At 38.9% G+C, this 21,685-nt stretch carries 22 protein-coding genes and 2 tRNA genes; 12 read left to right on the top strand and 12 right to left on the bottom strand.

Translation table 11 applies throughout. The features are described 5' to 3' along the window. Positions 1-170: 170 nt before the first annotated feature. The 3 genes from V5M36_RS01265 to V5M36_RS01255 all read left to right on the top strand — a co-directional run bounded on the left by V5M36_RS01265 (position 171) and on the right by V5M36_RS01255 (position 4,121). Positions 171-1,631, top strand: a complete 1,461-nt coding sequence (locus tag V5M36_RS01265; protein ID WP_338561211.1) for an ATP-binding protein — start codon at positions 171-173, stop codon at positions 1,629-1,631. Positions 1,632-1,836: 205 nt separating this feature from the next. After that, positions 1,837-3,354: an acetyl-CoA hydrolase/transferase family protein gene (locus V5M36_RS01260; protein WP_338561208.1), complete on the top strand. Its 1,518-nt coding sequence runs from the start codon at positions 1,837-1,839 to the stop codon at positions 3,352-3,354. Positions 3,355-3,695: 341 nt separating this feature from the next. Further along, complete coding sequence (locus V5M36_RS01255) at positions 3,696-4,121, top strand: GNAT family acetyltransferase (RefSeq protein WP_338561205.1); 426 nt, start codon at positions 3,696-3,698, stop codon at positions 4,119-4,121. Between the two features lie 107 nt (positions 4,122-4,228). Here V5M36_RS01255 and V5M36_RS01250 read toward each other — a convergent pair whose 3' ends face one another. The 4 genes from V5M36_RS01250 to V5M36_RS01235 form a co-directional block, all read right to left on the bottom strand. Further along, positions 4,229-5,077, bottom strand: a complete 849-nt coding sequence (locus V5M36_RS01250; protein WP_338561203.1) for a class I SAM-dependent methyltransferase — start codon at positions 5,075-5,077, stop codon at positions 4,229-4,231. 251 nt (positions 5,078-5,328) lie between these two features. Next, positions 5,329-5,404: transfer RNA gene (locus V5M36_RS01245), tRNA-Phe, on the bottom strand. 135 nt (positions 5,405-5,539) lie between these two features. Beyond that, positions 5,540-5,615, bottom strand: a tRNA-Phe gene (locus V5M36_RS01240). A 214-nt stretch (positions 5,616-5,829) separates the two neighbouring features. Next, entirely contained in the window at positions 5,830-6,207 is a 378-nt protein-coding gene (locus tag V5M36_RS01235; protein ID WP_338561201.1) for a GNAT family N-acetyltransferase, read from the bottom strand. 94 nt (positions 6,208-6,301) lie between these two features. Here V5M36_RS01235 and hisB point away from each other — a divergent pair, with 94 nt between their 5' ends. The 3 genes from hisB to V5M36_RS01220 all read left to right on the top strand — a co-directional run bounded on the left by hisB (position 6,302) and on the right by V5M36_RS01220 (position 8,188). Continuing rightward, a complete protein-coding gene (hisB, locus tag V5M36_RS01230; protein WP_338561199.1) occupies positions 6,302-6,895 on the top strand; it encodes an imidazoleglycerol-phosphate dehydratase HisB in 594 nt (197 codons plus the stop codon). After that, the gene (gene hisH / locus V5M36_RS01225) at positions 6,895-7,512 is read left to right on the top strand and encodes an imidazole glycerol phosphate synthase subunit HisH (protein WP_338561196.1); all 618 of its coding nucleotides are present in this window, start codon (positions 6,895-6,897) and stop codon (positions 7,510-7,512) included. Before hisB ends, hisH begins: the two co-directional genes overlap by 1 nt. 136 nt (positions 7,513-7,648) lie before the next feature. After that, entirely contained in the window at positions 7,649-8,188 is a 540-nt protein-coding gene (locus V5M36_RS01220) for a DUF805 domain-containing protein (RefSeq protein ID WP_338561194.1), read from the top strand. A 29-nt stretch (positions 8,189-8,217) separates the two neighbouring features. Here V5M36_RS01220 and V5M36_RS01215 read toward each other — a convergent pair whose 3' ends face one another. Then, a complete protein-coding gene (locus V5M36_RS01215) occupies positions 8,218-8,637 on the bottom strand; it encodes a helix-turn-helix domain-containing protein (RefSeq protein ID WP_338561192.1) in 420 nt (139 codons plus the stop codon). Between the two features lie 126 nt (positions 8,638-8,763). On the opposite strand from V5M36_RS01215, the gene V5M36_RS01210 reads away from it, so the two are divergent. From V5M36_RS01210 to V5M36_RS01200, 3 genes are all read left to right on the top strand, one after another. Next, entirely contained in the window at positions 8,764-9,402 is a 639-nt protein-coding gene (locus tag V5M36_RS01210; protein WP_338563965.1) for a 3'-5' exonuclease, read from the top strand. Between the two features lie 181 nt (positions 9,403-9,583). Then, the gene (gene hisA / locus V5M36_RS01205) at positions 9,584-10,315 is read left to right on the top strand and encodes a 1-(5-phosphoribosyl)-5-[(5-phosphoribosylamino)methylideneamino]imidazole-4-carboxamide isomerase (protein WP_338561190.1); all 732 of its coding nucleotides are present in this window, start codon (positions 9,584-9,586) and stop codon (positions 10,313-10,315) included. A 110-nt stretch (positions 10,316-10,425) separates the two neighbouring features. Continuing rightward, positions 10,426-11,343, top strand: a complete 918-nt coding sequence (locus V5M36_RS01200) for a DMT family transporter (protein WP_338561188.1) — start codon at positions 10,426-10,428, stop codon at positions 11,341-11,343. Between the two features lie 167 nt (positions 11,344-11,510). Here the strand turns inward: V5M36_RS01200 and V5M36_RS01195 are convergent, their stop codons facing one another. The 5 genes from V5M36_RS01195 to V5M36_RS01175 all read right to left on the bottom strand — a co-directional run bounded on the left by V5M36_RS01195 (position 11,511) and on the right by V5M36_RS01175 (position 17,165). Next, positions 11,511-14,291 carry a TonB-dependent receptor gene (locus V5M36_RS01195; protein ID WP_338561186.1) on the bottom strand — a complete coding sequence of 927 codons (2,781 nt, stop codon included), beginning with the start codon at positions 14,289-14,291 and terminating at the stop codon, positions 11,511-11,513. 467 nt (positions 14,292-14,758) lie between these two features. Further along, positions 14,759-15,064, bottom strand: coding sequence for an antibiotic biosynthesis monooxygenase family protein (locus tag V5M36_RS01190; protein ID WP_338561184.1), 306 nt, complete (start codon positions 15,062-15,064; stop codon positions 14,759-14,761). Positions 15,065-15,144: 80 nt separating this feature from the next. Then, positions 15,145-15,534 carry a DUF4870 family protein gene (locus V5M36_RS01185; RefSeq protein WP_338561181.1) on the bottom strand — a complete coding sequence of 130 codons (390 nt, stop codon included), beginning with the start codon at positions 15,532-15,534 and terminating at the stop codon, positions 15,145-15,147. Between the two features lie 30 nt (positions 15,535-15,564). Next, on the bottom strand, positions 15,565-16,191 hold the full coding sequence (locus V5M36_RS01180; RefSeq protein ID WP_338561178.1) for a DUF1294 domain-containing protein: 627 nt from the start codon (positions 16,189-16,191) through the stop codon (positions 15,565-15,567). Between the two features lie 23 nt (positions 16,192-16,214). After that, positions 16,215-17,165, bottom strand: coding sequence for a homoserine kinase (locus V5M36_RS01175; protein ID WP_338561175.1), 951 nt, complete (start codon positions 17,163-17,165; stop codon positions 16,215-16,217). Positions 17,166-17,278: 113 nt separating this feature from the next. Between V5M36_RS01175 and hisF the strand changes: the two genes are divergently transcribed. Next, positions 17,279-18,037, top strand: a complete 759-nt coding sequence (gene hisF, locus V5M36_RS01170) for an imidazole glycerol phosphate synthase subunit HisF (protein WP_445206298.1) — start codon at positions 17,279-17,281, stop codon at positions 18,035-18,037. A gap of 611 nt (positions 18,038-18,648) precedes the next feature. Here hisF and V5M36_RS01165 read toward each other — a convergent pair. Then, positions 18,649-19,257, bottom strand: a complete 609-nt coding sequence (locus tag V5M36_RS01165; protein WP_338561173.1) for a hypothetical protein — start codon at positions 19,255-19,257, stop codon at positions 18,649-18,651. 213 nt (positions 19,258-19,470) lie between these two features. Between V5M36_RS01165 and V5M36_RS01160 the strand changes: the two genes are divergently transcribed. Then, positions 19,471-20,499 (top strand): AraC family transcriptional regulator, encoded by a 1,029-nt coding sequence (locus tag V5M36_RS01160; protein WP_338561171.1) that lies wholly within the window; start codon positions 19,471-19,473, stop codon positions 20,497-20,499. 82 nt (positions 20,500-20,581) lie between these two features. After that, positions 20,582-21,271: an aquaporin Z gene (gene aqpZ, locus V5M36_RS01155; RefSeq protein WP_338561169.1), complete on the top strand. Its 690-nt coding sequence runs from the start codon at positions 20,582-20,584 to the stop codon at positions 21,269-21,271. A 140-nt stretch (positions 21,272-21,411) separates the two neighbouring features. Here the strand turns inward: aqpZ and V5M36_RS01150 are convergent, their stop codons facing one another. Then, a complete protein-coding gene (locus V5M36_RS01150; protein ID WP_338563959.1) occupies positions 21,412-21,657 on the bottom strand; it encodes a hypothetical protein in 246 nt (81 codons plus the stop codon). Positions 21,658-21,685: the final 28 nt, after the last annotated feature.

Genomic DNA, 21,685 nt, shown 5'->3' with positions numbered 1-21,685 from the left:
TTTAGTTTAAACGAACCCAGTCTCGAATATCTCAAGCTGAAACTTAAAAACGATACCCAATATATTTATAGTTAAATTGATAAAAGTTAAATTTATAAACTTAAGTTAAATCTACCTGCTTACAAACCCAGCATAATCGTTTTCTATAAATAATATCACAGGAATCATGTGTGAAACTAGACCCCATTGATCCGCAAAAATTTAACGAATTTGAAGCTTACTCAGAGCGTAAACGTACGCCTTGGGAGCGATTTTTAGATAAAGTAAAACCTCGCTCAGCAGCGATGCGGACTACGGTATTGGTCTTATTCGTGATTCTTTTTAGTTTATTTATGTCCTTGTGGTTTTTTTGGAAAACGCTTTACCTGCCCGAAATTCAACAACATGCGCGCTATCTGGCGGCTGAACTTGAGATCATCAATAATCCTGATCTAAAAATATTTCATGGCGATACTCAGCTGGATACCAACCAATGGCTGAAACAACGCGTAGGCATTGAATACATTACGAATCCTGATGAGTTTCCAAATCAGCGGGAAAAAGTAATCGCTGAATTCTTTACCAATCAAATAGAAGAAAAATTAGCCAACGAATTAAATGTGCCTAACGTCACCGTATATTTCCAATTTAAACCCAGTCCTCGCATTTGGATTCAAACGCCTGAAATGAATGGAAACTGGGTGCAAGAGCCGCTTAAGACCTATGCCAACTATAGTCCTGAGCTCATTCTTGCTTGGCTGCTCGGTGTTCCTCTTAGCGCTGGAATGATTATTTTAATTTTGGTTCGCCAGCTCAACCGGCCATTACGCAGATTACAGAATGCTGCGAATAATTATAGTAAAACAGGCAAAGCACCCTATTTAGAGACCAATCATGGACCACTAGAAATACGTCAGGTGAACCAAGCCTTTAATCACATGATTTATACTTTGGAGCAAACCGAACGTGAACGGCAGATTATGTTGGCCGGCATTTCCCACGATTTGCGCACACCTCTCACACGCATTCGCTTAAGTGCGGAAATGATGCCAGATGAGGACTTTTTAAAAGAAGGTTTGATTTATGATGTTGAAGATATGGATGCCATCTTAAATCAGTTTATTTCCTACATGCGTGATGGCTCAGATGAGGAATTACAGGACACCAATATCAATGCCCTGCTTCAAGAACTCGTGATTCAATTCAAACCGCTCGATATTCGCTTTGAGCCTCAAGAACTTCCAATTATTTCTGTACGCTCACTTTCATTGAAACGCTTAATCGGTAATTTGATCAATAATTCGAAACGCTATGGTGCCGAACCCATCGAACTTTCAGTGGATATTGAAGATCAAAAAATTAAAATCATTGTTGCCGATCATGGAAATGGTATTCCTGAAAACCAAATTGAAGATCTCATGCAACCTTTCGTTCGTGGTAATGAAGCAAGAACCATTCAAGGAAGTGGGCTGGGTTTGGCAATTGTGAAACGAATTGTAGATATTCATCAAGGTGAACTTATTATTCACAATCGCCCTGAAGGGGGCTTAGAAGCCATTATTTATCTACCGCTTAACGGCACACAAAACGCTGAAATTTCAAGCAGTAACACCTTGGGTAAATTGAAACAGACACTTGTTGATCGCTTTTAAGTTTTGATTAATTAAACAACACTTGATTTTGTTTAATGATTGCTCAGCAGCTATTTAAATTATTATTTTCAATAAGTTAATAATCATAAGTGAAATTTATACCTACATTTCTGCAAAAAATTAGACCTTAGCCTAACAGGTATGCACAATGTCCTCCTTGATCGGTACAATCGGTGCCAGATCCTGAATATCAAGAGAGTAAGCAATGTCATTAGATCGTATCCGTTTAGCATCACTTCACGGTAAAGTCATCAGTGCAAAAGATGCAGCTGCATTTATCAAAGATGGCATGACTGTAGGTATGAGTGGATTCACTCGTGCAGGTGAAGCCAAAGCTGTTCCGTTGGCATTGGTGGACCGCGCTCATACTGATCCCTTAAAAATAACTCTAATCACGGGCGCTTCTTTAGGTAATGACTTAGACAAAAAGTTGACTGAAGCAGGTGTATTGGCTCGTCGTCTCCCATTCCAAGTAGACAACACATTACGTAAAGCCATCAACAAAGGCGAAGTAATGTTTATAGACCAGCATTTGTCTGAAACTGTTGAACAAATGCGTAACAAGCAAATTAAAAAGCCAGATATCGCGATTATTGAAGCAATCGCAATTACTGAAGATGGTGGCATTATTCCTACAACTTCAGTCGGTAACTCGGCAAGTTTTGCTATTTTCGCAGACCAAGTGATTGTAGAGATCAATACTAATTTAAGCCCTGCTTTTGAAGGCTTACACGATATTTATATCCCTTCGTATCGTCCAACTCGTCAACCTATCCCATTGACGAAAATTGATGAACGTATTGGTACGCAAGCAATTAATATCGATCCATCTAAAATTGTGGGTATCGTGTTTAACAATGAATTGCATGACTCACCTTCTAACGTAACTGCACCAGATGATGAGACTCAAGGTATTGCAAACCATTTGATCGCTTTCTTTGAAAAAGAAGTGGCTGAAGAGCGTTTACCGAAAAACTTAGGTCCATTACAAGCAGGTATTGGTTCAATCGCGAATGCTGTATTGACCGGTCTTAAAGATTCAAACTTTGAAGACTTGATTATGTATTCTGAAGTACTTCAAGACTGTACTTTTGAATTGATTGATGCTGGTAAAATGAAGTTTGCTTCAGGTAGCTCAATTACACTTTCAGCTAAATATGGCGAAAAAGTATTTAACAACCTTGAAGCGTACAAAGACAAATTGGTACTTCGTCCTCAAGAAATTTCAAACCATCCTGAAATTGTTCGTCGTCTCGGTATTATCGGGATCAATACTGCTCTTGAATTCGATATTTACGGCAACGTAAACTCGACTCACGTATGCGGTACTAAAATGATGAACGGTATCGGTGGTTCAGGTGATTTCGCACGTAATGCGCATATTGCAATTTTCGTGACTAAATCCATTGCAAAAGGTGGCGACATTTCTTCTGTCGTTCCATTTGCGTCGCATATCGACCACACAGGTCATGATGTCGATGTACTTGTAACTGAACAAGGTCTTGCAGATCTACGCGGTCTTGCGCCACGTGAACGCGCGCGCGCAGTAATCGATAACTGTGCACACCCAATGTACCGTGATGCATTAAATGATTACTTTAACCGTGCTTGCGAACGTGGTGGTCAAACACCTCACATCCTTCGTGAAGCATTGGCTTGGCATTCAAACTTTGAAGAACAAGGTCATATGCTGGCATCTCATGTAGAAGCTAAATCAGCTTAAATATGAATTAAAGAAAAAACGCCTTTCGAGGCGTTTTTTTTATTGTTTAATTTATTGCTTTAACTGTTGTTTAAATTATTGCTTTAAAAGCCAGTTTACAATTCAAGACTAAGCTTGTTTCATCAATCATTTTTATATTACAAACGTATCATCAGTATTCTCTCATCCTAATCATTTACTAAAGAAACAAGGTATTTTGACATGTCGATTTATTGCCGCTCCAAGATTTATTTTTGATCTATGAAAGAAAAAGACGATTCAATGATGAATAAATATTGCTTACAATATATACAAATCTGGTTTAATCTCAAAGCACCAAGAAAACAGAATTGTTCTTCAATATGTTTATTATTCGCGCTTATTTAGATTCCGATTTAGAAGAGATTATCGCGTTATGGGAGCTGTGTGACTTAACTCGTCCTTGGAATAATCCAGAAATTGATATCTTTAGAAAAGTTGCTCAGAAAGACGGTCTCTTTCTGGTCGCTGTTAAAGATCAAGAGTTGATTGCTACGCTTATGGGCGGCTATGACGGCCATCGTGGATGGGTAAACTATTTAGCGGTACATCCACATCATCAACGCAATGGAACCGCGACAGCACTCATCCAGCAGCTTGAGAAACGTTTAATTGCCCTAGGCTGCCCCAAACTACAACTACTTATCCGTAAAGAGAATATCGACGTGTATAGCTTTTATGAGCAATTAGGCTATGAAGAGATCGATGTGGTGTGCTTAGGTAAACGCTTGATTGAGGAATATAAGTAATTAACATAAGTGACCAAACGAATGAATTCACTTAAACAAAAGCTTAAGCTTAAAAAACTTGTTCAAATGATCAACATAAAAGCTGACTAAAATTTTTAATACATCAATTATGCGTCTGCGAATGCCTTTAAACCCAAAGAAACCCGTTTTAAGATCATATTAACTGGGGATTTATTCTTTGAGATTTTATTTTTTCTTTTCAAAGCTTTTAACTTTCCAATCCGCATAAAAACAGGAAATTGCACATCAATCAATTTTTCCGTTTGATTAAGATAATTTACAATTGCCAATAATGGATCTGCACTTTCACGATTATGGTTGGCGTTGTGACTATTGCGGTAATGCTTTAATCCAGTCCATGTATTTAAATAACCTAATAATTGCTCAGCTGACCAACTGAATGTCATTTCTGAGGTTGGAGCTGCAATTTCATCAAATGGAAATGGAAGCGTTTGATAAGCGTGATCGATATGCGCCCTCTCAACATCCCAATAGCCTTTTAAAGTTTCAAAATATAACTGCTGAATTAAACGATTTAATTCAACATCTTTTACTTTGATTAAACCATAGCCTAAAACAGCCAAGACACCATCTTTTTTTAGCGTTCGCTTCACTTCTGTATAGAACTTCTCGTAATCAAACCAATGAATCGCTTGAGCAACCGTAATTAAGTCAAAGCTCTGATCCGCAAATGAGGTTTGTTCAGCCTGTTGAACTTGATAGCTGACATTTTCAAAATATGCTGCTCTATGCAATTGTTGACTACTTAAATCAGTCGCGACAATTTGCTCAAAATAAGGCACTAAGAGTTGAGTGAATTGTCCAGAACCTGCCCCACAGTCCCATACAAATTGACGATTGGGAACATGCTTCAGTATTTCTTGTATGATGCTGTGTGGATAGATCGGCCTTGCCTGCTGATATAACACACTCACATCTGAAAATAAGTCTTTCATAGTGATTGTTTCTTATTGTTTTAAATGCACTATAACTAATTTTAGATAAATGACAGTAAAATATGTCTAACAATTCACACTATATTTACTTAAAACTATTCAAATCACACAATTATGCACCTTAAACTATTTTTGAAACGAGTGCGTATTATCTAGTGGATCTTATTTATTGGGTATTATTTATTGGGTATGATTAGAGACAAATACAGACGAAAAAAAACCTCAAACTGTGTTTGAGGTTTTTTTAAATATGGTGGCGAGACCCAGGATCGAACTGGGGACACACGGATTTTCAATCCGTTGCTCTACCTACTGAGCTATCACGCCGATGCCGTGTATTAAGCCGTAACAGCGTGCATTAGTCAATAACATTCATACATTTTTTATTTGTTCGCATAATTTTTAGACAAAAAAAATCTCTGATGGGATCAGAGATTGAAATCTTAAAATAGATTTTAAATATGGTGGCGAGACCCAGGATCGAACTGGGGACACACGGATTTTCAATCCGTTGCTCTACCTACTGAGCTATCACGCCGATGACGCGTATTAAACAGTTTCAGCGAGATATCGTCAAGCTTGTTTTAAAAAAAACCGTGCAAATGTTTATTTTTAAATCAATTTCACGCTTATACTTCAATCCAACGTTTAAAAAGAAGTTAAATACTCGCCTTCTTATCAAAAAAACCAGCTGTATTCACAACTGGTTTTTATACATCAATAGATTTATAGATCTTTATTTAAACTTTTATTTAAATTTTTTCCAAACTCATTAGACAACGATGAATAGCACCGCATCCAGGTTCGAAGACATTGACACCTTTTTCCTCTTCCATACGGCAGACTTCACTCACCAATCTTTCTGCGACACCTCGCCCCCGATTCGCTGGATGGACCACAATGTTTTCAAGCGTTCGGCTCGTGCCTTGTCCCGTAACCCACATTGCAGCAATAATTTTTGTATTAAATTCTGCTGTGTAAAGTAAGGTATACTGAGCTAAGTTTTGCTCAAGTTGTGCTATGGCATCTTCACCATCTGAAAATTCTGGACTGGTGTCATACAAACGCTCAAGCTGTTCACGAACTTCAGTTTTCTCGATTGAAGTTGTTGCATGTACGGTGATAGGCATTGATAAACCCTCCTGAGCAATCTAATATGCTGTGGCTTTCGTCACAACGAAATATCTATATTCATCATTTTTAACGTTTTTGAGGAACGTGTCTATGACGCAACGTATCAGTGAAGTGGTAAGAAACACTAACGAAACAAAAATTCGAGTTCGTGTGAATCTTGATGGTACGGGTCAAGGCACCCTCAATACAGGTATTCCATTTTTAGACCATATGATCGATCAAATCAAGCGTCATGGCTTATTTGACATTGATATTCATTGTGATGGTGATTTGGATATCGATGATCACCATACTGTAGAAGACTGTGGTATTACGCTCGGCCAAGCATTTGCTCAAGCATTAGGTGATAAAAAAGGCCTTAAACGCTATGGTCACTTTTATGCTCCTCTTGATGAAGCATTAAGCCGTGTCGTGGTCGATCTTTCTGGTCGTCCAGGTTTATTCATGGACATTCCTTTTACACGCGCCATGATTGGTACTTTTGATGTCGATTTATTTTCAGAATTCTTCCAAGGTTTTGTTAATCACTCATTAATGACGCTTCATATTGACAATTTGAAAGGCAAAAACAGCCATCACCAAATTGAATGTACTTTTAAAGCATTTGCGCGTGCTCTGCGTATGGCATGTGAGATTGATCCACGTGCTACGAACACGGTCGCTTCAACCAAAGGGACTTTGTAATGACCCGTATCGCCCTTCTTGACTATGGTATGGGAAATTTACACTCTGCTGCAAAAGCCCTTGAACATGTCGGTGCCAAAGTCGATGTGACCAATGATCCTAAACTCATTGCACAAGCCGATAAAATCGTGTTCCCCGGTGTGGGAGCAATGCGCGACTGTATGCAAGGCATGCGTGAAGCAGGTATTGATGACGTGGTACTCAATGCGGCGTTCAATAAGCCTGTTTTAGCGATTTGCGTTGGTATGCAAGCCTTGATGCAGCGTTCTGAAGAGAATGGCGGTGCAGATGCACTTGGTATTTTTGAAGGGACAGTGAAACATTTTCCAGAAATGGCGGGATTAAAAGTCCCGCATATGGGATGGAATCAAGTGCATCAAATGGATCCAAGTCATCCTATGTGGAAAGACATTGAACAAGACACGCGTTTTTACTTCGTACATAGTTTCTATGTTGAACCTAAGAACACTGACTTGGTGGCTGCGACCTGTGATTATGGGATCGATTTTTGCACGGCGATTCATCAAGAAAACTTGTTCGCAACGCAGTTTCATCCAGAGAAAAGTCACACGGCAGGTTTGCAAATGCTGAAAAATTTTGTGGAATGGAAAATCTAATTATTTAACCCACTTCGGTGGGTTTTTTATTGTTCAAACAAGCCTATATTCTTCTAAAAATAATTTTGTTATGATCTCTAGCGCAATAATTTAAAAAATAAAGAACGCACACATTCTTAAAATAGGTTAATAAAAAATGAATCAATTCTTATCTAAAGATAAACCCACAAATGCATCAGGACGATTCGGACGTCTGTCCTATTTGGCTTGGCTCTTTCTCAGCTCCGTTATTTTTATGATTATTATCGGTGTATTGGTCGCAATATTTGGGCTTTTTATCGATCCACAACATCCTGAAAGTATTTCGACACCTGCGATTATTTTAGTCGTCATTCTTTACATTGCCTTCATCTACTTCTCTATTGTTTTTATGATTCGACGCTTACATGATCGTAATCATTCAGGTTGGTTAGCCTTGTTAATGCTGGTCCCTCTGGCCAATGTGATTTTTGCGATATATTTACTCTTCGCTAAAGGTGATGCTGAAACGAATAATTATGGCGCACCACGTGTCACTCAAGGTTGGGAAAAAGTCGTTGGATGGATTTATATTCTCATGATTCCAGTTGTCATGATCTTGGCCGTTGTTTGGATGCCGAGCTACCAAAGTTATATTGAACGTGCTCAACAAGCCCAGATTCAACAATCTTATGGTGAATCACCCGTCCAAGAATAATCTTAGAATAAGCCCATCAAATGATGGGCTTATTCATCTTCAAAACCATTCTTTGAAACAAAACCTCCCGCAATTGGCTCGACACTAACTTTAATCTCAGCCTTTAAATTTAATGCTGCATATCTAGATTTCAATTCCGCAATCAATTGATCTGGAGTCGCATCTTTAAGCTCAAGCCCTGTTCTGTTCTCTCTTTCGTCTCTCGCGATATCCGATTTTTTCGTATCTTTCGTTTCAGCAATCCAACGCTCTGTCACACCCAGTAATTTAGCCAACTCAATTAAATGCTGAGCATTTGGAGTCGCGGACTCCTGAACCCACTTTGAAACAGTTTCTTTGGATACGCCCAAAGCATTGACGATATCGGTAGGTTTAATATTTTTATCTTTGATTAGCTGTTTAATTCGTTTTGCCCCTTCACTAAAAAGGTCATCATCCTCTTTATTCATATCTCACCAATTCATTCATCAATATATTGTTTTAAACCTATCACTATACGTGAGTTTATTGCTATAACAATCCTTTCTCATTTGCCTGAAATATTATCTGTGACTGATCTTAAGCACCCAACGCCAATGAATGAAGAGCGTCGTCACCTTCCTCATTTTCAAAGTTTAGATGACTCAAATATTATACTCATTCGTAGCATTGAAGATTGTCACGCCGTTGAAGCAGAGTTAAAGCAAGCCTTCATATTTGGTTTTGATACAGAGTCAAAGCCCACTTTTAATAAAGGTGAGATCTCTACGGGACCACATTTGATTCAGCTCGCTACGCTTAAAAAGGCCTATTTATTTCAAGTGAATCCAGCGATTTTGACATTTTTACAACCTATTCTGAATAATCCCAAACAGCTTAAAGTCGGTTTTGGACTTAAAAATGATGTGCATCTGTTCCGCAAAAAAGGCATCGAAATTCAGAATACCATCGATCTTTCCAAATGCTTTTCGACTTTCGGTCTGACCAATACAGTCGGTATTAAAACGGCGATTGCTTTACTTTTTGAACAAAATTTTATTAAAAATAAAAAAATTAGTACCTCCAATTGGGCCAAGAAAAACTTAGATGCTCAACAAATTTCTTATGCTGCAGCAGATGCTTATGCTGCCCTTTTAGTCTTTAAAGCCTTATTTGAAAGACAGTTATTTTCAGCGCAAATAAGTAAACAAATTCCACATATCATTCAATCCTCCATTTCATTCAACCTTGCATAGAGTCATCCTATATGGCTAATTTAGAACAATAAACAAGCAAAACAACAGCCTATTTAAACCACCTATCTTTATAATGCGGTTTAAATTTTTATCAATTTTCAGAATTGACTGTAGATCACATGACTTTATTTGTTAAGATTGCGTTGATTCAACTCCAAAAGAATAGGCTAGGAGCGAAAGCATGCTGATTATCCCTGCAATTGACCTGAAAGATGGTAAATGTGTGCGTCTTAAACAAGGCCGCATGGAAGACGATACCGTATTTTCTGACAATCCAGTCGCAACAGCACAACACTGGGTAAATGAAGGCGCACGTCGTTTACATTTAGTCGATTTAAATGGTGCTTTCGCCGGTACGCCGATTCATAAACCTGTAGTTGAAGCCATTGCAAAAGCGCAACCTGATCTTCCCATTCAAATTGGTGGCGGTATTCGTTCATTGGAAACCATTGAACATTACTTAGATGCAGGTGTATCTTTTGTAATTATCGGAACCAAAGCAGTTCAAGACCCTGCTTTTGTTGAAGAAGCATGCAAAAAATTCGCAGGTCATATCATCGTTGGTATTGATGCAATGAATGGCATGGTGGCTACAGATGGCTGGGCCAATGTGACTGATGTCAAAGCCACTGATCTGGCTAAACGTTTTGCAGATGCTGGCGTTTCAAGCATTGTTTATACTGATATTGCACGTGATGGCATGATGCAAGGTGTGAACATCGAGCAGACGGTAAATCTCGCGACTTATTCAGGCTTACCTGTTATTGCTTCAGGTGGTGTAACCAATTTAGTTGATGTCCGTAATCTTAAAGGTCAGCCAGGTATTCTTGGCGCGATTACAGGTCGTGCTATTTACGAAGGCACATTAAACTTACGTGAAGCTCAAGCATTGTGGGATGACCGATCTTTCTAAGATTGGACATGCTTTTAAGGAGGTCGAAAGACCTCTTTTTTATGCCTTTATTTCTTAATTTTCTTATTCCTTTTTTATAGCTTGTTCCTTTTTATAGTATCAGATCATCCATGCCGCTCAGCTCTTCTTGGATTAAAACCAAAGCACCACAACTTGTATTGATTTTCATCACCATTATTTGGGGTGGATCATTCATTACGGTGCAATATGGTTTGAATTTTAGTAGTCCTATTTTATTTGTTGCTATGCGTTTTGCAGCGGCAGCCTTGGCTGTAAGTCTCATTTCATATCGCTCTCTGCATGGTTTTAGTCGCTTAGAATGGCTTGCTGGATTCTTGATTGGACTGGTCATCGCAATCGGTTATGGTACGCAAACGATTGGTCTGCAAACCATTACGAGCAGCGAGTCTGCTTTTCTAACTGCTTTATATGTGCCCTTGGTTCCACTCATCATGTGGCTCATATTCAAAAATAAACCGCACATCATGACTTGGCTTGGAGCAGGCTTAGCATTCCTCGGCTTAGTATTTTTAACAGGCAATGGTTTTGGTGCTTTTCAACTTAAGTTTGGACAAGTAATCACCTTAATGGGTTCTATTGCGATTGCATTCGAAATTATTTTGATTGGTTATTTTGCAAGTCAGGTGAACCTACGCCGTGTGACTATCTTGCAGCTGATGTTTGCCTCATTGCTGTGTTTCATTATGGCACCGATTTTAGGTGAAACGACGATGCCTGACTTTAACTGGCAACTCATTGGAATTTTATGTGCATTAGGTCTAGCCAGTGCACTCATTCAATTGGCTATGAATTGGGCGCAACGAGTGGTAGATCCGTCTCAAGCTGCGATTATCTATGCAGGTGAACCCATTTGGGCTGCTCTCTTCGGTCGCTTAGCAGGTGAACGCTTGGCTGGACTTGCACTCATCGGTGGCTGCCTGATTGTACTGAGTGTTATTGTCAGCGAATGGAAAGTAAACTTTTTTCAGCGAAAAAGAAACAGTCTGCAAGCATCTAAACATGATTAGAAATCATTCAATAACCAGAATATTAGATCTCTTTGATCAATCAAAAAGATCATTGAGCGATAATAAATTGATCTATAAAAAACCTTCTCCCTTTGGGAGAAGGTGAGCATCAGGAATGATTAGGATTTTGTTGTGTAAAAATAACTAATGAAAGAAAACTATGCCTTCTAGAAAGAGAATTTCATATTGAGATAATAATTACGACCCAAGGCACTACTGTAACGGCTGATGTAATTACTTCCCGACATATCTAGACTATAACTATCTAAGACATTATGAATACCGAATGTAAATTGTGCAGCACTGCCTTTCATTTTTGCTGTTGTAAGCGTGTAACGTGCAAAGATATCGTGTAATACATCATCTTCAATTCTCAGCTTTTCCGATGCTTTCCCTGTTTGGCTTAAAATCGCATTTTGATCAGTGATGTTATAACTGCCATAGTATTGTGCAGCCCAACCGAAAGACCATTGTGAATTGGGTTCCAAAACAAAAGAAGCATTGGCACGATGGCGAATTGGGTTGCCACTGGCTGAACCATTAAGTCTACTCTCCCACCCACCTGTCAATGAGGTTTGCTCATCATAACGATCCGTATAGGTATAGCCCAAACTCATCATTGAATGACCAATTAAACTGTCAAAATTAAAACGGATATTGGTGTCTAAACCTTGGGTTTTAAGACCCAATGCATTGAATGGGGTGGTATCAATTGAAATGACATTTCCTTGCGTATCTCGTTCAACTCGTTGACCAAATTGACTTTCATTGGCCAATACGTATTCGGCTGATGGCGTCGTGATGTTATTGCTTTTTTGAATATTAAAATAATCTAAAGATAAACGTAATCCTGTAAGGACTGAAGGTGTAAACACGATTCCAGCATTATAGCTTTTAGCAGATTCTGGAGTTAAATCAGGACTGCCGCCACTAATCGATGTGTAATCATTAATAATATTCCCTGTTTTAGGATCGGTTAACGTTCCAGTAGTAACTACATTTGACGTCGGTTCAGCCATACTGTTGAGATCTGGCGTAATAAATCCTTCGCTATAAGATGCACGTAACATAATTTGGTCATTCGGTGCAAAACTAAAGCCTATCGTCGGCGTGAAGTCGTCATAAGTGACTTTTCCCTGCACGTCATAACCAGTCAGAACTGAATTATATTGAGTGACTGGATCCACTTTATACAAAGGGGTTCTGGCTTTGATATCGAAACGTTCATATCGACCCGCCAACTGCATATCAAAGTGTTTGGCCCACGATAACCCCATGTCTGGCGAGATAAATGGGATGCTTAATTCGGCATAAGCACTACTGGCATTCATATTTCTTTCGGTCGGTTTACGCCAAGGATTATCTACATGTTGGTGGTCTGCAAAACCTTCTGTATCAATTTTTCGATATTCTAAACCCGTCGCAAGATTAATATCACCTGCATACCAACGATATGCTGTTCCCGCTGCACGCAATGCAAAATCATTTAATGTGGATTGCGTTTGAGTTTTGGGATAATTCCAATATCGCGCAATAACATCTGTGCCAACGGTCGTTGTGTCTTGAATCAGATCAATCTTTCCGTCTTTTAAATCTGCAGCCCATGCTTTCGCATTCGGGTTATTGCTTCCTCTGCGTGGATAATTAATCATGATGTTGGCACGACTCCAAGCATAATCTGCAGACAAGCTCCAATCAGGTGTGAGTTCATAAGTAAAGCCTGTTGCTAGGCGCTTAGATTTATTTTCAATCTGACGATAGGCTTTTTCTCCCATATCTGCCCAATTTACGGGATAGGTCACCATCACGTCTTGACCGAAGGGATTGGCTGGATTATTTGCCTTATACTCGACTGAACCATAACCATGTGGGGTAGTCAGTTGCTTTCCTTTTTCCTCATCATAACTGCCTTCTGCATAAACATTTAGACGCGAAGTAAAATCACGATTGACCGATATACCTAAAGATTCAGTTTTACTTTCAGTAATAATAGAGGTATCGGCTGACCAAGCACTCATGCCATCCGCTAAGCCGAGCGCATAACCTTGACCCAATTGATTTAAGTCACCCTTCCAACCTTTAGGAATATGCACCATAGAAGAACCAGTAATTAAGTCGCTCCCATCTTTGGACTTAATATTTACTAAATTTCCTGCAGGTGGATTCGCGCCACCATAAATTGAATTTGGATTGTTTTTAAGCTGTAAAGCACGCCCCATATTTCGCCAATTTTTTTCTGAATGCTGTAAGGCATCTTGATCTTCTTTAGAACCCGTAATCATCACTTGCGTACGGCCATCTTCTAAGGAAAAACCAGAAACGAAAGAACCGTTAACTACGGGTTGTTGATCATTCAATGTATTTTGATAGCGTACATTGAGCTCTGTTCCCACATAATCTCTTTTCAATATGACGTTAATCACACCACCGATCGCACTCGAACCATAAATAGCAGAGGCTGACGTCGGTAATACTTCAATCCGTTCAATGGCACTCAAAGGAATATTATTTAAATTGGGTTGATCCGGAAGTTCAGCCGTTCCACGAGTCCCTATTCCTGCAGAACGTCTACCATTAATTAAAATAAGCGTATGATTTGCACCTAAGCCACGTAAATTGATCTGGCTGGTTGTACTGGTAAAGCCACCACCAGACTCATTTTGTACTGAGGTGTTCATGGTCAACACCTTACTTAATACCTCTTCAACTGAGGTCGCACCAGATTGCTGAATCGTTTCGCTATTAATGATGGTATAGGGTTGAATATCATCTTCAGAACGAGGGATATCCATATTCCCTCCCCCTTTATAGGCCTCTTGAATCGATTTTTTAAGATCTGCAGATAATGTAATGGTTTTGAGCGTCGTATTTTCTTCTTGGGCAAAAACAGAAGGTGCGATAACAAAGACAAGTGCAAATACACATTGCCCCTTAAATCGAATTTGCATAATTTATTTATTCTTAAACAGGATGAACGCAAGGAGTATACAAAAACACCCAATCAATGAGAATACTAATGATAATGATTATTGTTTATATATTTAATTTAATCCATTGATCCATGGCTATTTTTTATACTGTGTTATAGGATTGGAAGGTTTTATAGCTGAAAATGATTAAAAACTAGGATCTATTATTCACATAGTTATTCAATTGATTCATCATATCGCGTCATTCTGATTGCGCTAAACCTGCGATTCAACCGCAATCATAGTTTCAGATGGCTTTATAGGGTCACTGACTTTGTAGGATCACATGACTTTGTGGCGTCACATAAAGTAAATAAGAGAGTTACTTTTTTGGATCGAAACTTTATTTAGTCGATCATTTATTTAGTCGGTAATTTATTTAGTCGATACTATATTTGAGTCTTCTCTTTGTTTGGATTATTCATTGAATTGGATTGTTGTTTAATTTATTTTTTTCTTAGCATCATGCAGGGTTGGTAATATTCAACGTTTGGCATTGGGTCGTAAAATGGATGTAAAAGTGCCGCCCATTTTTCATAAGCCTCTGATGTTCTAAACCCGACGCTATGGTCTTCCAGATGATCCCAGAAAACCATTAAAATATAAGCATGTTCATTTTCAAAATGTCGAATCAATTGAACTGCATTTAAGCCTTGCATCGGAGCAATTAAATCTTTTGCTTGCTGGAAGGCTTGTTCAAATGCAGCACTTTGACCTTCTTTAATCTTTAAATGAACATGCTCAATAATCATATTGAAGAACTCAATAATACTCGGTTATATCGTTAAAATGTTTGATGGCTTACATTTAAAAGCATCAAAGCTGCAAAGCATCAATACATCGACTGATTATCATTGACTTTGATCATACCGCGTATGGCGCGATAAACAATCCAGACCCAAGATAATCCGATGACCGCAACACAAAAGGTGGTTGCGCCAAGAGCGACGCCTGCAAATGCATTAGGGTTATCGGCCGTGAAAAACAAAAAGATGAACGGTAGGAATGCAATAATATTCCAAATCAAATACCACCAGAAGGTTCGTATTTGCCAAGTAAAATGACTCTCAAAAATTGTACCTTTGACACTACTTCTTTTCATGTAATTGATGATTAAAGCGATAATGGCCAAAATACCTGCTGAAAAAATTGCAATGATATATAGAATATAAAGAATGATCGTTAAACTTCGATTTGGATCTTTATCAATAGAATAGTTCATTGTTATACCTTTTTTAGATTTTATACCCTATTAAAAATTCAGTGAATTTAATGGAGAGATTAACCACAGAATAATTAAAATATGAAATGCAATGGTACAGAAATAGATATTTCTAAAGGGTTGTTTTTGTGTTTTATGACGTAGTTTTTGTTGTGCAAGCCATGCCGCTGGCCAGCCGCCGAGCACAGCTAAAATATGTAAGGTATTCTCAGGAACACGGCGATTGCCTCGTTCTGCTGCCTCTTTATCCTGTGAATACATCCAATAGGTCAGAAGGTTAATCAGTCCAATCAATAACAATAATGGGCCTTTCAGTAATCCTGCCAAACTTAAGCCTGCCATCACCAGAATATAAACAATACAAGCCACTTGCATAGGCTGGAGTTTAGACTTGTTTTTCACATGAATTTTTTTATTTTTATTGGCATTTTTCTGCGTTTGGTTTGCCTTTAAGTAGCTCACTTGTTTGGCTTTATAGCGACCTTGACCATCCAGTTGTACTACATACTCCAAGGCACAGCCCATAATTGGACGTGGCCCAGGTCTGGCAAAGTCTTTAATGTGCAGAAATACGCGATCTTTTGAGCCATCATTCGGTTGAATAAAGCCATAGCCTTTGTCATCAAACCATTCTACTAATCGACCTTGATCGCGCATTCCATTGATTCCTTTTCTTCAGACTATGCCGTTACAAACTTTAAGCGTTCTACCAACATATTACGCATTTCCATTGGGTTTTTCTGCAATATGTCATCGCCTGTACGTCCCAACTCAATATTCTTTTGCGCCACTTGTAAACGCATCATCCAAAAACGACCTGCTGCCATCGCCAAATAAAGCTCTAAACAAGATTTTTCATCCGAAGTTAACGGACGCACCGTTTCGTAGGCTTTCAAGAATGCCTGTGCTTTGTCTGCATTCAGATCAACATCAGGATAGTTGGTACAGAAATCATTGATTGAAATGGCGATATCAAAAAGTAATTCATCTTTATTTAATTCATAAAAATCCAAAATACCTTTAAGCACATTGCCTTCAAATAACGTGTTATCTCGGAATAAATCAGAATGAATAAAACCACGTGGACGGTCTGGATACATCTGACTTAAAACATCATATAAACCCAACAAGTTATTCAATAGAACGGAATCGGCTGCGTTGAGTGTCGGCTTAATGTCTGTTGCCACGCTACGCCAATAGCTATGATTGCGGTATTCTGCGCGCTCTAAAGGAAAGTCTTGCAGTGCGACATGCATTTTTGCTTGTGCACGTCCAATTTCAGCCGCTTGTTCAACTGTAGAGGGCATCGGGTGATGACCCATCATACGCGGAGCAATTTGCGCAGGTTTCTCTTTTAAAATCTGAATCGCACGACCGTTATGTTTCAATGGTACAGGTACAGCTAAACCCGCCTGACCTAAATGCTCAAGCACAGGCACCAACTCACCTGCCCCATGTTCATCCATATCTTCAAAAATGGTCAATACAAACTGTTGTCCATTTTTACACACCAGAAAATAGTTCGTATTTTGAATACCTCCTTGAATGGGAATCAGCTCAATCACCTCTAATCCATAAGGTGCTGAAAATTCCTGAACTTCCTTTAAAGTCAAAGTGGTATAGACCGACATAGAAAACCTGCAAAAAAACTTACATAATTTTGATAGAATACCCGCTCCCACTTACAAGGTGTAGCACCTTCGTGGCGAAGTTTCATAATCGGCTGTTATTTTTGGAAAAAATTATGCTTGCTAAACGAATTATTCCTTGTCTTGACGTAGATAACGGTCGAGTAGTGAAAGGTGTTCAGTTTTTGGATATCCGAGATGCGGGAGATCCTGTAGAAGTTGCACGACGTTATAATGAACAAGGTGCCGATGAAATTACCTTCTTAGACATCACAGCAACCTCAAATGGTCGGGATACCACGTACCGTACTGTTGAACGTATGGCGGAAAGTGTCTTCGTTCCATTAACTGTAGGTGGCGGTGTCCGTAAAGTTGAAGATATTCGTTTATTACTCAATGCTGGTGCAGATAAAGTCAGTATTAACTCTGCTGCGGTGTTTAATCCAGAGTTTGTACAAGAAGCATCTCAACGCTTTGGCGCACAATGTATTGTGGTCGCGATTGATGCGAAAAAGACCGCTGACAATAAATGGGAAATTTTTACTCATGGGGGTCGAAAACCTACGGGCATCGATGCAATCGAATGGGCTGTAAAAATGGCTGAATACGGCGCAGGTGAACTTTTGATTACCTCTATGGATGCAGATGGCACCAAAGCAGGTTATGACTTGAAGTTAATGCGTCAGATCAACAACCGCGTCACCATTCCAACCATTGCTTCTGGCGGTGTAGGTTGTCTACAACATTTAGCTGACGGGATTATTCATGGGGGTGCTGATGCTGTATTGGCTGCATCAATCTTCCATTTTGGTCAACACACCATTCCTGAAGCGAAGCAATACCTTGCAGACCAAGGCATTGAAATGCGTCTTTAATACGCATTTTATCAACCTCTAATATTTGACCTCTTTCATCAATCAAAAAATGGTCATTGAGTGGCAATACATTGATCTGTAAAAATCCCTTCTCCCTTTGGGGAAGGTGAGGTTGAGGGATTATTCATGATGAGTGTGTTGTGTGAATGTTGAATGTTGAATGTTGAAACAAGTCTATTTAAAGCAGTTTACTCATCTCTTTTAAGTTTATTTGTCTCTTTTAAATGTTGAGATTCAAAAATGAACTTCAACATAAGCCTAGCTGAGTTGTACTTGGCCTGAGAACCTAAAAATCAAATAAAAAAAAGGAGCCCTAGAGCTCCCTATAAACTGAGAAATTTACAGCGTTTGATTTATGAAATCATGGTAGGTCAGATTCTTTGTTTTCAACATACACCATATTTATATACTGGTAGGTTGATTCATTAGAGAGCCTGAACTTTGTTGACTATACTGACAAGGTTTTTAAAAATATTGACCATTTACACCTAAATTATTGACTATTTACGCCAAACAACAGGTGATGAATACGTTATACAAGATCAATATAATCATAAAAAATGATTGTTCACGACCATTTATGAATCGATGTTTTATGACTCGTTTTTTTATTACTCGTTGTTTTTAATAGGAGACTGTTCAATCCATTGCGCTGGAAAGTGCTGATTTACTTTATGCGTTAACCACTGTGCAATCACGCTGGGTAATTTCACACCTAGCGGATTTTGTTCTTGTAAATCTAAAGACGAAATGACACGAGTCCCTAAAAGATAATCAAACCAAGGCTTGGTCACACACCAATTGGCATCTTGGTTGGTGTTCATGTGATGATCATAATGCCACGGTATTTTTTTCTTCGCCCAATCTGGCTCTAGGTGTGAACGCCGATGCACATAATAATAATTTAAGGCACTGTATACCGAGGCAGCAGCCATGCCTTTAGATATCGGGTAAAAAATTGCACTGGCGGCAACTGAAACCACAGCCAATGAAATAATTTCATTTCGTGTTCGCCAGTTTGCTACACCTTCAACATAACCCACATCATGAAATGTCGCTTTACGGACTTCTTTGTGATGCGCCCAATGTGATTCCATGCTTCGAGGGACAGGACTATAGCGAGACTGACCCGCGCGATGAGTCCCATGTAAAATATATTTATGCGCGATCCATTCAAAACCATTTGCAAAGACCAAGCCCACGACAAATCCCTTAATCATTAAATGATCTCCTCTTATTCTTTTATTAATTTAACGAGATTAGTATCACCATTCTTGACCGTACACCATTAATTCATTGACAAAACACGACAGATCGATTCAATCATATTTAAAATAAGTTGTTGAAAATACATACAACACTCTTGTTATAGGCTGAACAATCATGTTAAAAATATTGTGTATTCCACGATAAAACAACAATAGACATTTAAGATGCCGCAAATAAAAGACTACAGTGGTTCTGTGTATGGCGGACTCGGCCAGCTCCTTTATGATTATTGTCATATCAAGCAGTTAGCTATTTCTCCTCAGCTTGAAAATGTTCAAAATGTTGAGCGTTTCGGCTTTGATGTCTGGCGTGAACTTTTATCAGAAATCGAGCAACATAACGCTCAACCTGCACTAGGTTTAGACATCGCTCAGTATGTAAAACCGCAGCATTTAGGCATCATGGCGTATATTGCACTTTCATCGGACACCTTGGCCGAAGCCCTGACGCGTTATCACGAATATCATCGTTTAATCTATGATGGTTCACCGCTGAAAATTGAACAACAAGAAAACTCACTGTCGATTCGCTGGGGAGAACTCCCTGCTCATCTCACCACGCAAATCACCGATGAAATCGCGATTGCGCTATTGGTACAGTTTCTTAGACTTTATCTTTCAGTACCTGAAACACCGATTATTGAGGTACATTTTCGGAGTCCTAGACCCAAAAGCACATTGATTTATGAACGTTTTTTTCAGTGTAAAGTTAAGTTTTCACAAGCCAATGCTGAAATTTTTTTAAACACTCATTTTTTAAACTCACCACTTCAACAAGCTGATCACACCTTACAAAAATTATTGATGCAGCAAGCTCAAGATTTACTTAATCGACTTCCCAATAGCACACAATTAGATGAACGTTTACAACAGGCTATTTTAGTCGGGGTACAGAAAAATAATTATCAAATTGAATACGTTGCTCAGCAGCTCTCAATGTCTGTTAGACAATTACAACGTTATTTACAACAGCAGAACAGCACCTATCAACAACGTGTTCAAGAAATCCGAGAGGTCTTGGCCATTCAATACTTAACAGATCCTCATCTCAGTTTGCACGAGATTGCTTTATTGCTTGGCTACTCCGAACAAAGTGCTTTTCAAAGAGCATTTAAACAATGGATGGGGATCACACCGCAGAAATGGCGTCTTAAACAATCTCATCAAGCTGAATACAATTCGTCCGATTTTTAGATTTCCTATCAAAAAATAGATTAATATTTATGCATTAATTCATAAAAAACTAATTTAAATAAACGATAAATAGGAAATAAAAATGAATAAATATTGTGCAGAGTTTTTAGGTACGTTTTGGTTAGTCTTTGGTGGCTGTGGTAGTGCAGTCCTCGCTGCGGCTTTTCCTGAACTTGGCATTGGTTTCGCAGGTGTAGCATTAGCTTTCGGTTTAACCGTTTTAACAGCTGCTTATGCTTTAGGTCATATTTCTGGTGGTCACTTCAACCCCGCAGTCAGTGTTGGCTTATGGGTCGGTGGTCGTTTTGATGCGAAAGACTTGATTCCTTATATTGTTGCGCAAGTGATTGGTGCGACTGCAGCTGCATTTGTACTGTATCTGATCGTGCAAGGACAAGCAGGTTTTGTTGGCACAGGTGGCTTCGCAACCAATGGTTTTGGAGAACTTTCGCCAGGTAATTATGCACTGACTTCTGTGATTCTGATCGAAGTGGTTTTAACAGCCTTTTTCTTAATTATTATCATGGGTTCTACAGACAAACGTGCTCCTGCTGGTTTCGCTCCGATTGCGATTGGTCTAGCACTTACCCTCATTCATTTAATCAGTATTCCAGTCACCAATACTTCAGTGAATCCTGCACGTAGTACGGGTGTGGCATTCTTCGCTGAAACTGCAGCACTGTCTCAGCTTTGGGTTTTCTGGGTCGCTCCGATCGTTGGCGCTGTTATCGGTGCATTGATCTATAAAGGTTTTGCTGGAAAACAAGAATAAATTTTTCAAGAATAAAAAAGCCTGCATATGCAGGCTTTTTTATTCTGACTCAGCTTCATGATGACTCAATCTAAAAATTTACGAGCAAAGCGAATGAGTGAAATAAATCGAATGGGTGAAATAACGAAATACATAAAATCTTATAAGAATGGGTTTTCTATCTCATTTTCAGACTGCGTCTCAATTTTTTTCGGTAAATTCTTGATCTGTTCTAATTCATTGACAATGGCGTTCACATACGCTTGTAAGGCACGAGCAGCCTCTAATCCAGACTGATCTTTAGAGATCTGTAAATTGCCATAAAGACTGACTCTATCGACATCATTCTCTAGCGTTAAGTCATGAATGGAATGTGACTCAACGCCATTTTCAAAAGGTTTAAACATCATTGAAATTCTCTATCATTTTTTGTTC

The sequence above is a fragment of the Acinetobacter sp. KS-LM10 genome (genome assembly GCF_036896575.1).
Taxonomy (GTDB): Bacteria; Pseudomonadota; Gammaproteobacteria; order Pseudomonadales; family Moraxellaceae; genus Acinetobacter; species Acinetobacter avistercoris.
This window is presented reverse-complemented; position numbering and strand designations above follow the sequence as displayed.

Bases quoted from the DNA above. Each gene is read 5' to 3' on its own strand.
- V5M36_RS01255 (WP_338561205.1), top strand. From the start codon at position 3,696: ATGTTTATTATTCGCGCTTATTTAGATTCCGATTTAGAAGAGATTATC.
- V5M36_RS01235 (WP_338561201.1), bottom strand. From the start codon at position 6,207: ATGCCTATCACCGTACATGCAACAACTTCAATCGAGAAAACTGAAGTT.
- V5M36_RS01150 (WP_338563959.1), bottom strand. From the start codon at position 21,657: ATGTTTAAACCTTTTGAAAATGGCGTTGAGTCACATTCCATTCATGAC.
- V5M36_RS01250 (WP_338561203.1), bottom strand. From the start codon at position 5,077: ATGAAAGACTTATTTTCAGATGTGAGTGTGTTATATCAGCAGGCAAGG.
- V5M36_RS01210 (WP_338563965.1), top strand. From the start codon at position 8,764: ATGAATGAAGAGCGTCGTCACCTTCCTCATTTTCAAAGTTTAGATGAC.
- hisB (WP_338561199.1), top strand. From the start codon at position 6,302: ATGACGCAACGTATCAGTGAAGTGGTAAGAAACACTAACGAAACAAAA.
- hisA (WP_338561190.1), top strand. From the start codon at position 9,584: ATGCTGATTATCCCTGCAATTGACCTGAAAGATGGTAAATGTGTGCGT.
- hisH (WP_338561196.1), top strand. From the start codon at position 6,895: ATGACCCGTATCGCCCTTCTTGACTATGGTATGGGAAATTTACACTCT.
- V5M36_RS01200 (WP_338561188.1), top strand. From the start codon at position 10,426: ATGCCGCTCAGCTCTTCTTGGATTAAAACCAAAGCACCACAACTTGTA.
- V5M36_RS01220 (WP_338561194.1), top strand. From the start codon at position 7,649: ATGAATCAATTCTTATCTAAAGATAAACCCACAAATGCATCAGGACGA.
- aqpZ (WP_338561169.1), top strand. From the start codon at position 20,582: ATGAATAAATATTGTGCAGAGTTTTTAGGTACGTTTTGGTTAGTCTTT.
- V5M36_RS01260 (WP_338561208.1), top strand. From the start codon at position 1,837: ATGTCATTAGATCGTATCCGTTTAGCATCACTTCACGGTAAAGTCATC.
- V5M36_RS01160 (WP_338561171.1), top strand. From the start codon at position 19,471: ATGCCGCAAATAAAAGACTACAGTGGTTCTGTGTATGGCGGACTCGGC.
- V5M36_RS01165 (WP_338561173.1), bottom strand. From the start codon at position 19,257: ATGATTAAGGGATTTGTCGTGGGCTTGGTCTTTGCAAATGGTTTTGAA.
- hisF (WP_445206298.1), top strand. From the start codon at position 17,279: ATGCTTGCTAAACGAATTATTCCTTGTCTTGACGTAGATAACGGTCGA.
- V5M36_RS01190 (WP_338561184.1), bottom strand. From the start codon at position 15,064: ATGATTATTGAGCATGTTCATTTAAAGATTAAAGAAGGTCAAAGTGCT.
- V5M36_RS01215 (WP_338561192.1), bottom strand. From the start codon at position 8,637: ATGAATAAAGAGGATGATGACCTTTTTAGTGAAGGGGCAAAACGAATT.
- V5M36_RS01195 (WP_338561186.1), bottom strand. From the start codon at position 14,291: ATGCAAATTCGATTTAAGGGGCAATGTGTATTTGCACTTGTCTTTGTT.
- V5M36_RS01185 (WP_338561181.1), bottom strand. From the start codon at position 15,534: ATGAACTATTCTATTGATAAAGATCCAAATCGAAGTTTAACGATCATT.
- V5M36_RS01175 (WP_338561175.1), bottom strand. From the start codon at position 17,165: ATGTCGGTCTATACCACTTTGACTTTAAAGGAAGTTCAGGAATTTTCA.
- V5M36_RS01180 (WP_338561178.1), bottom strand. From the start codon at position 16,191: ATGCGCGATCAAGGTCGATTAGTAGAATGGTTTGATGACAAAGGCTAT.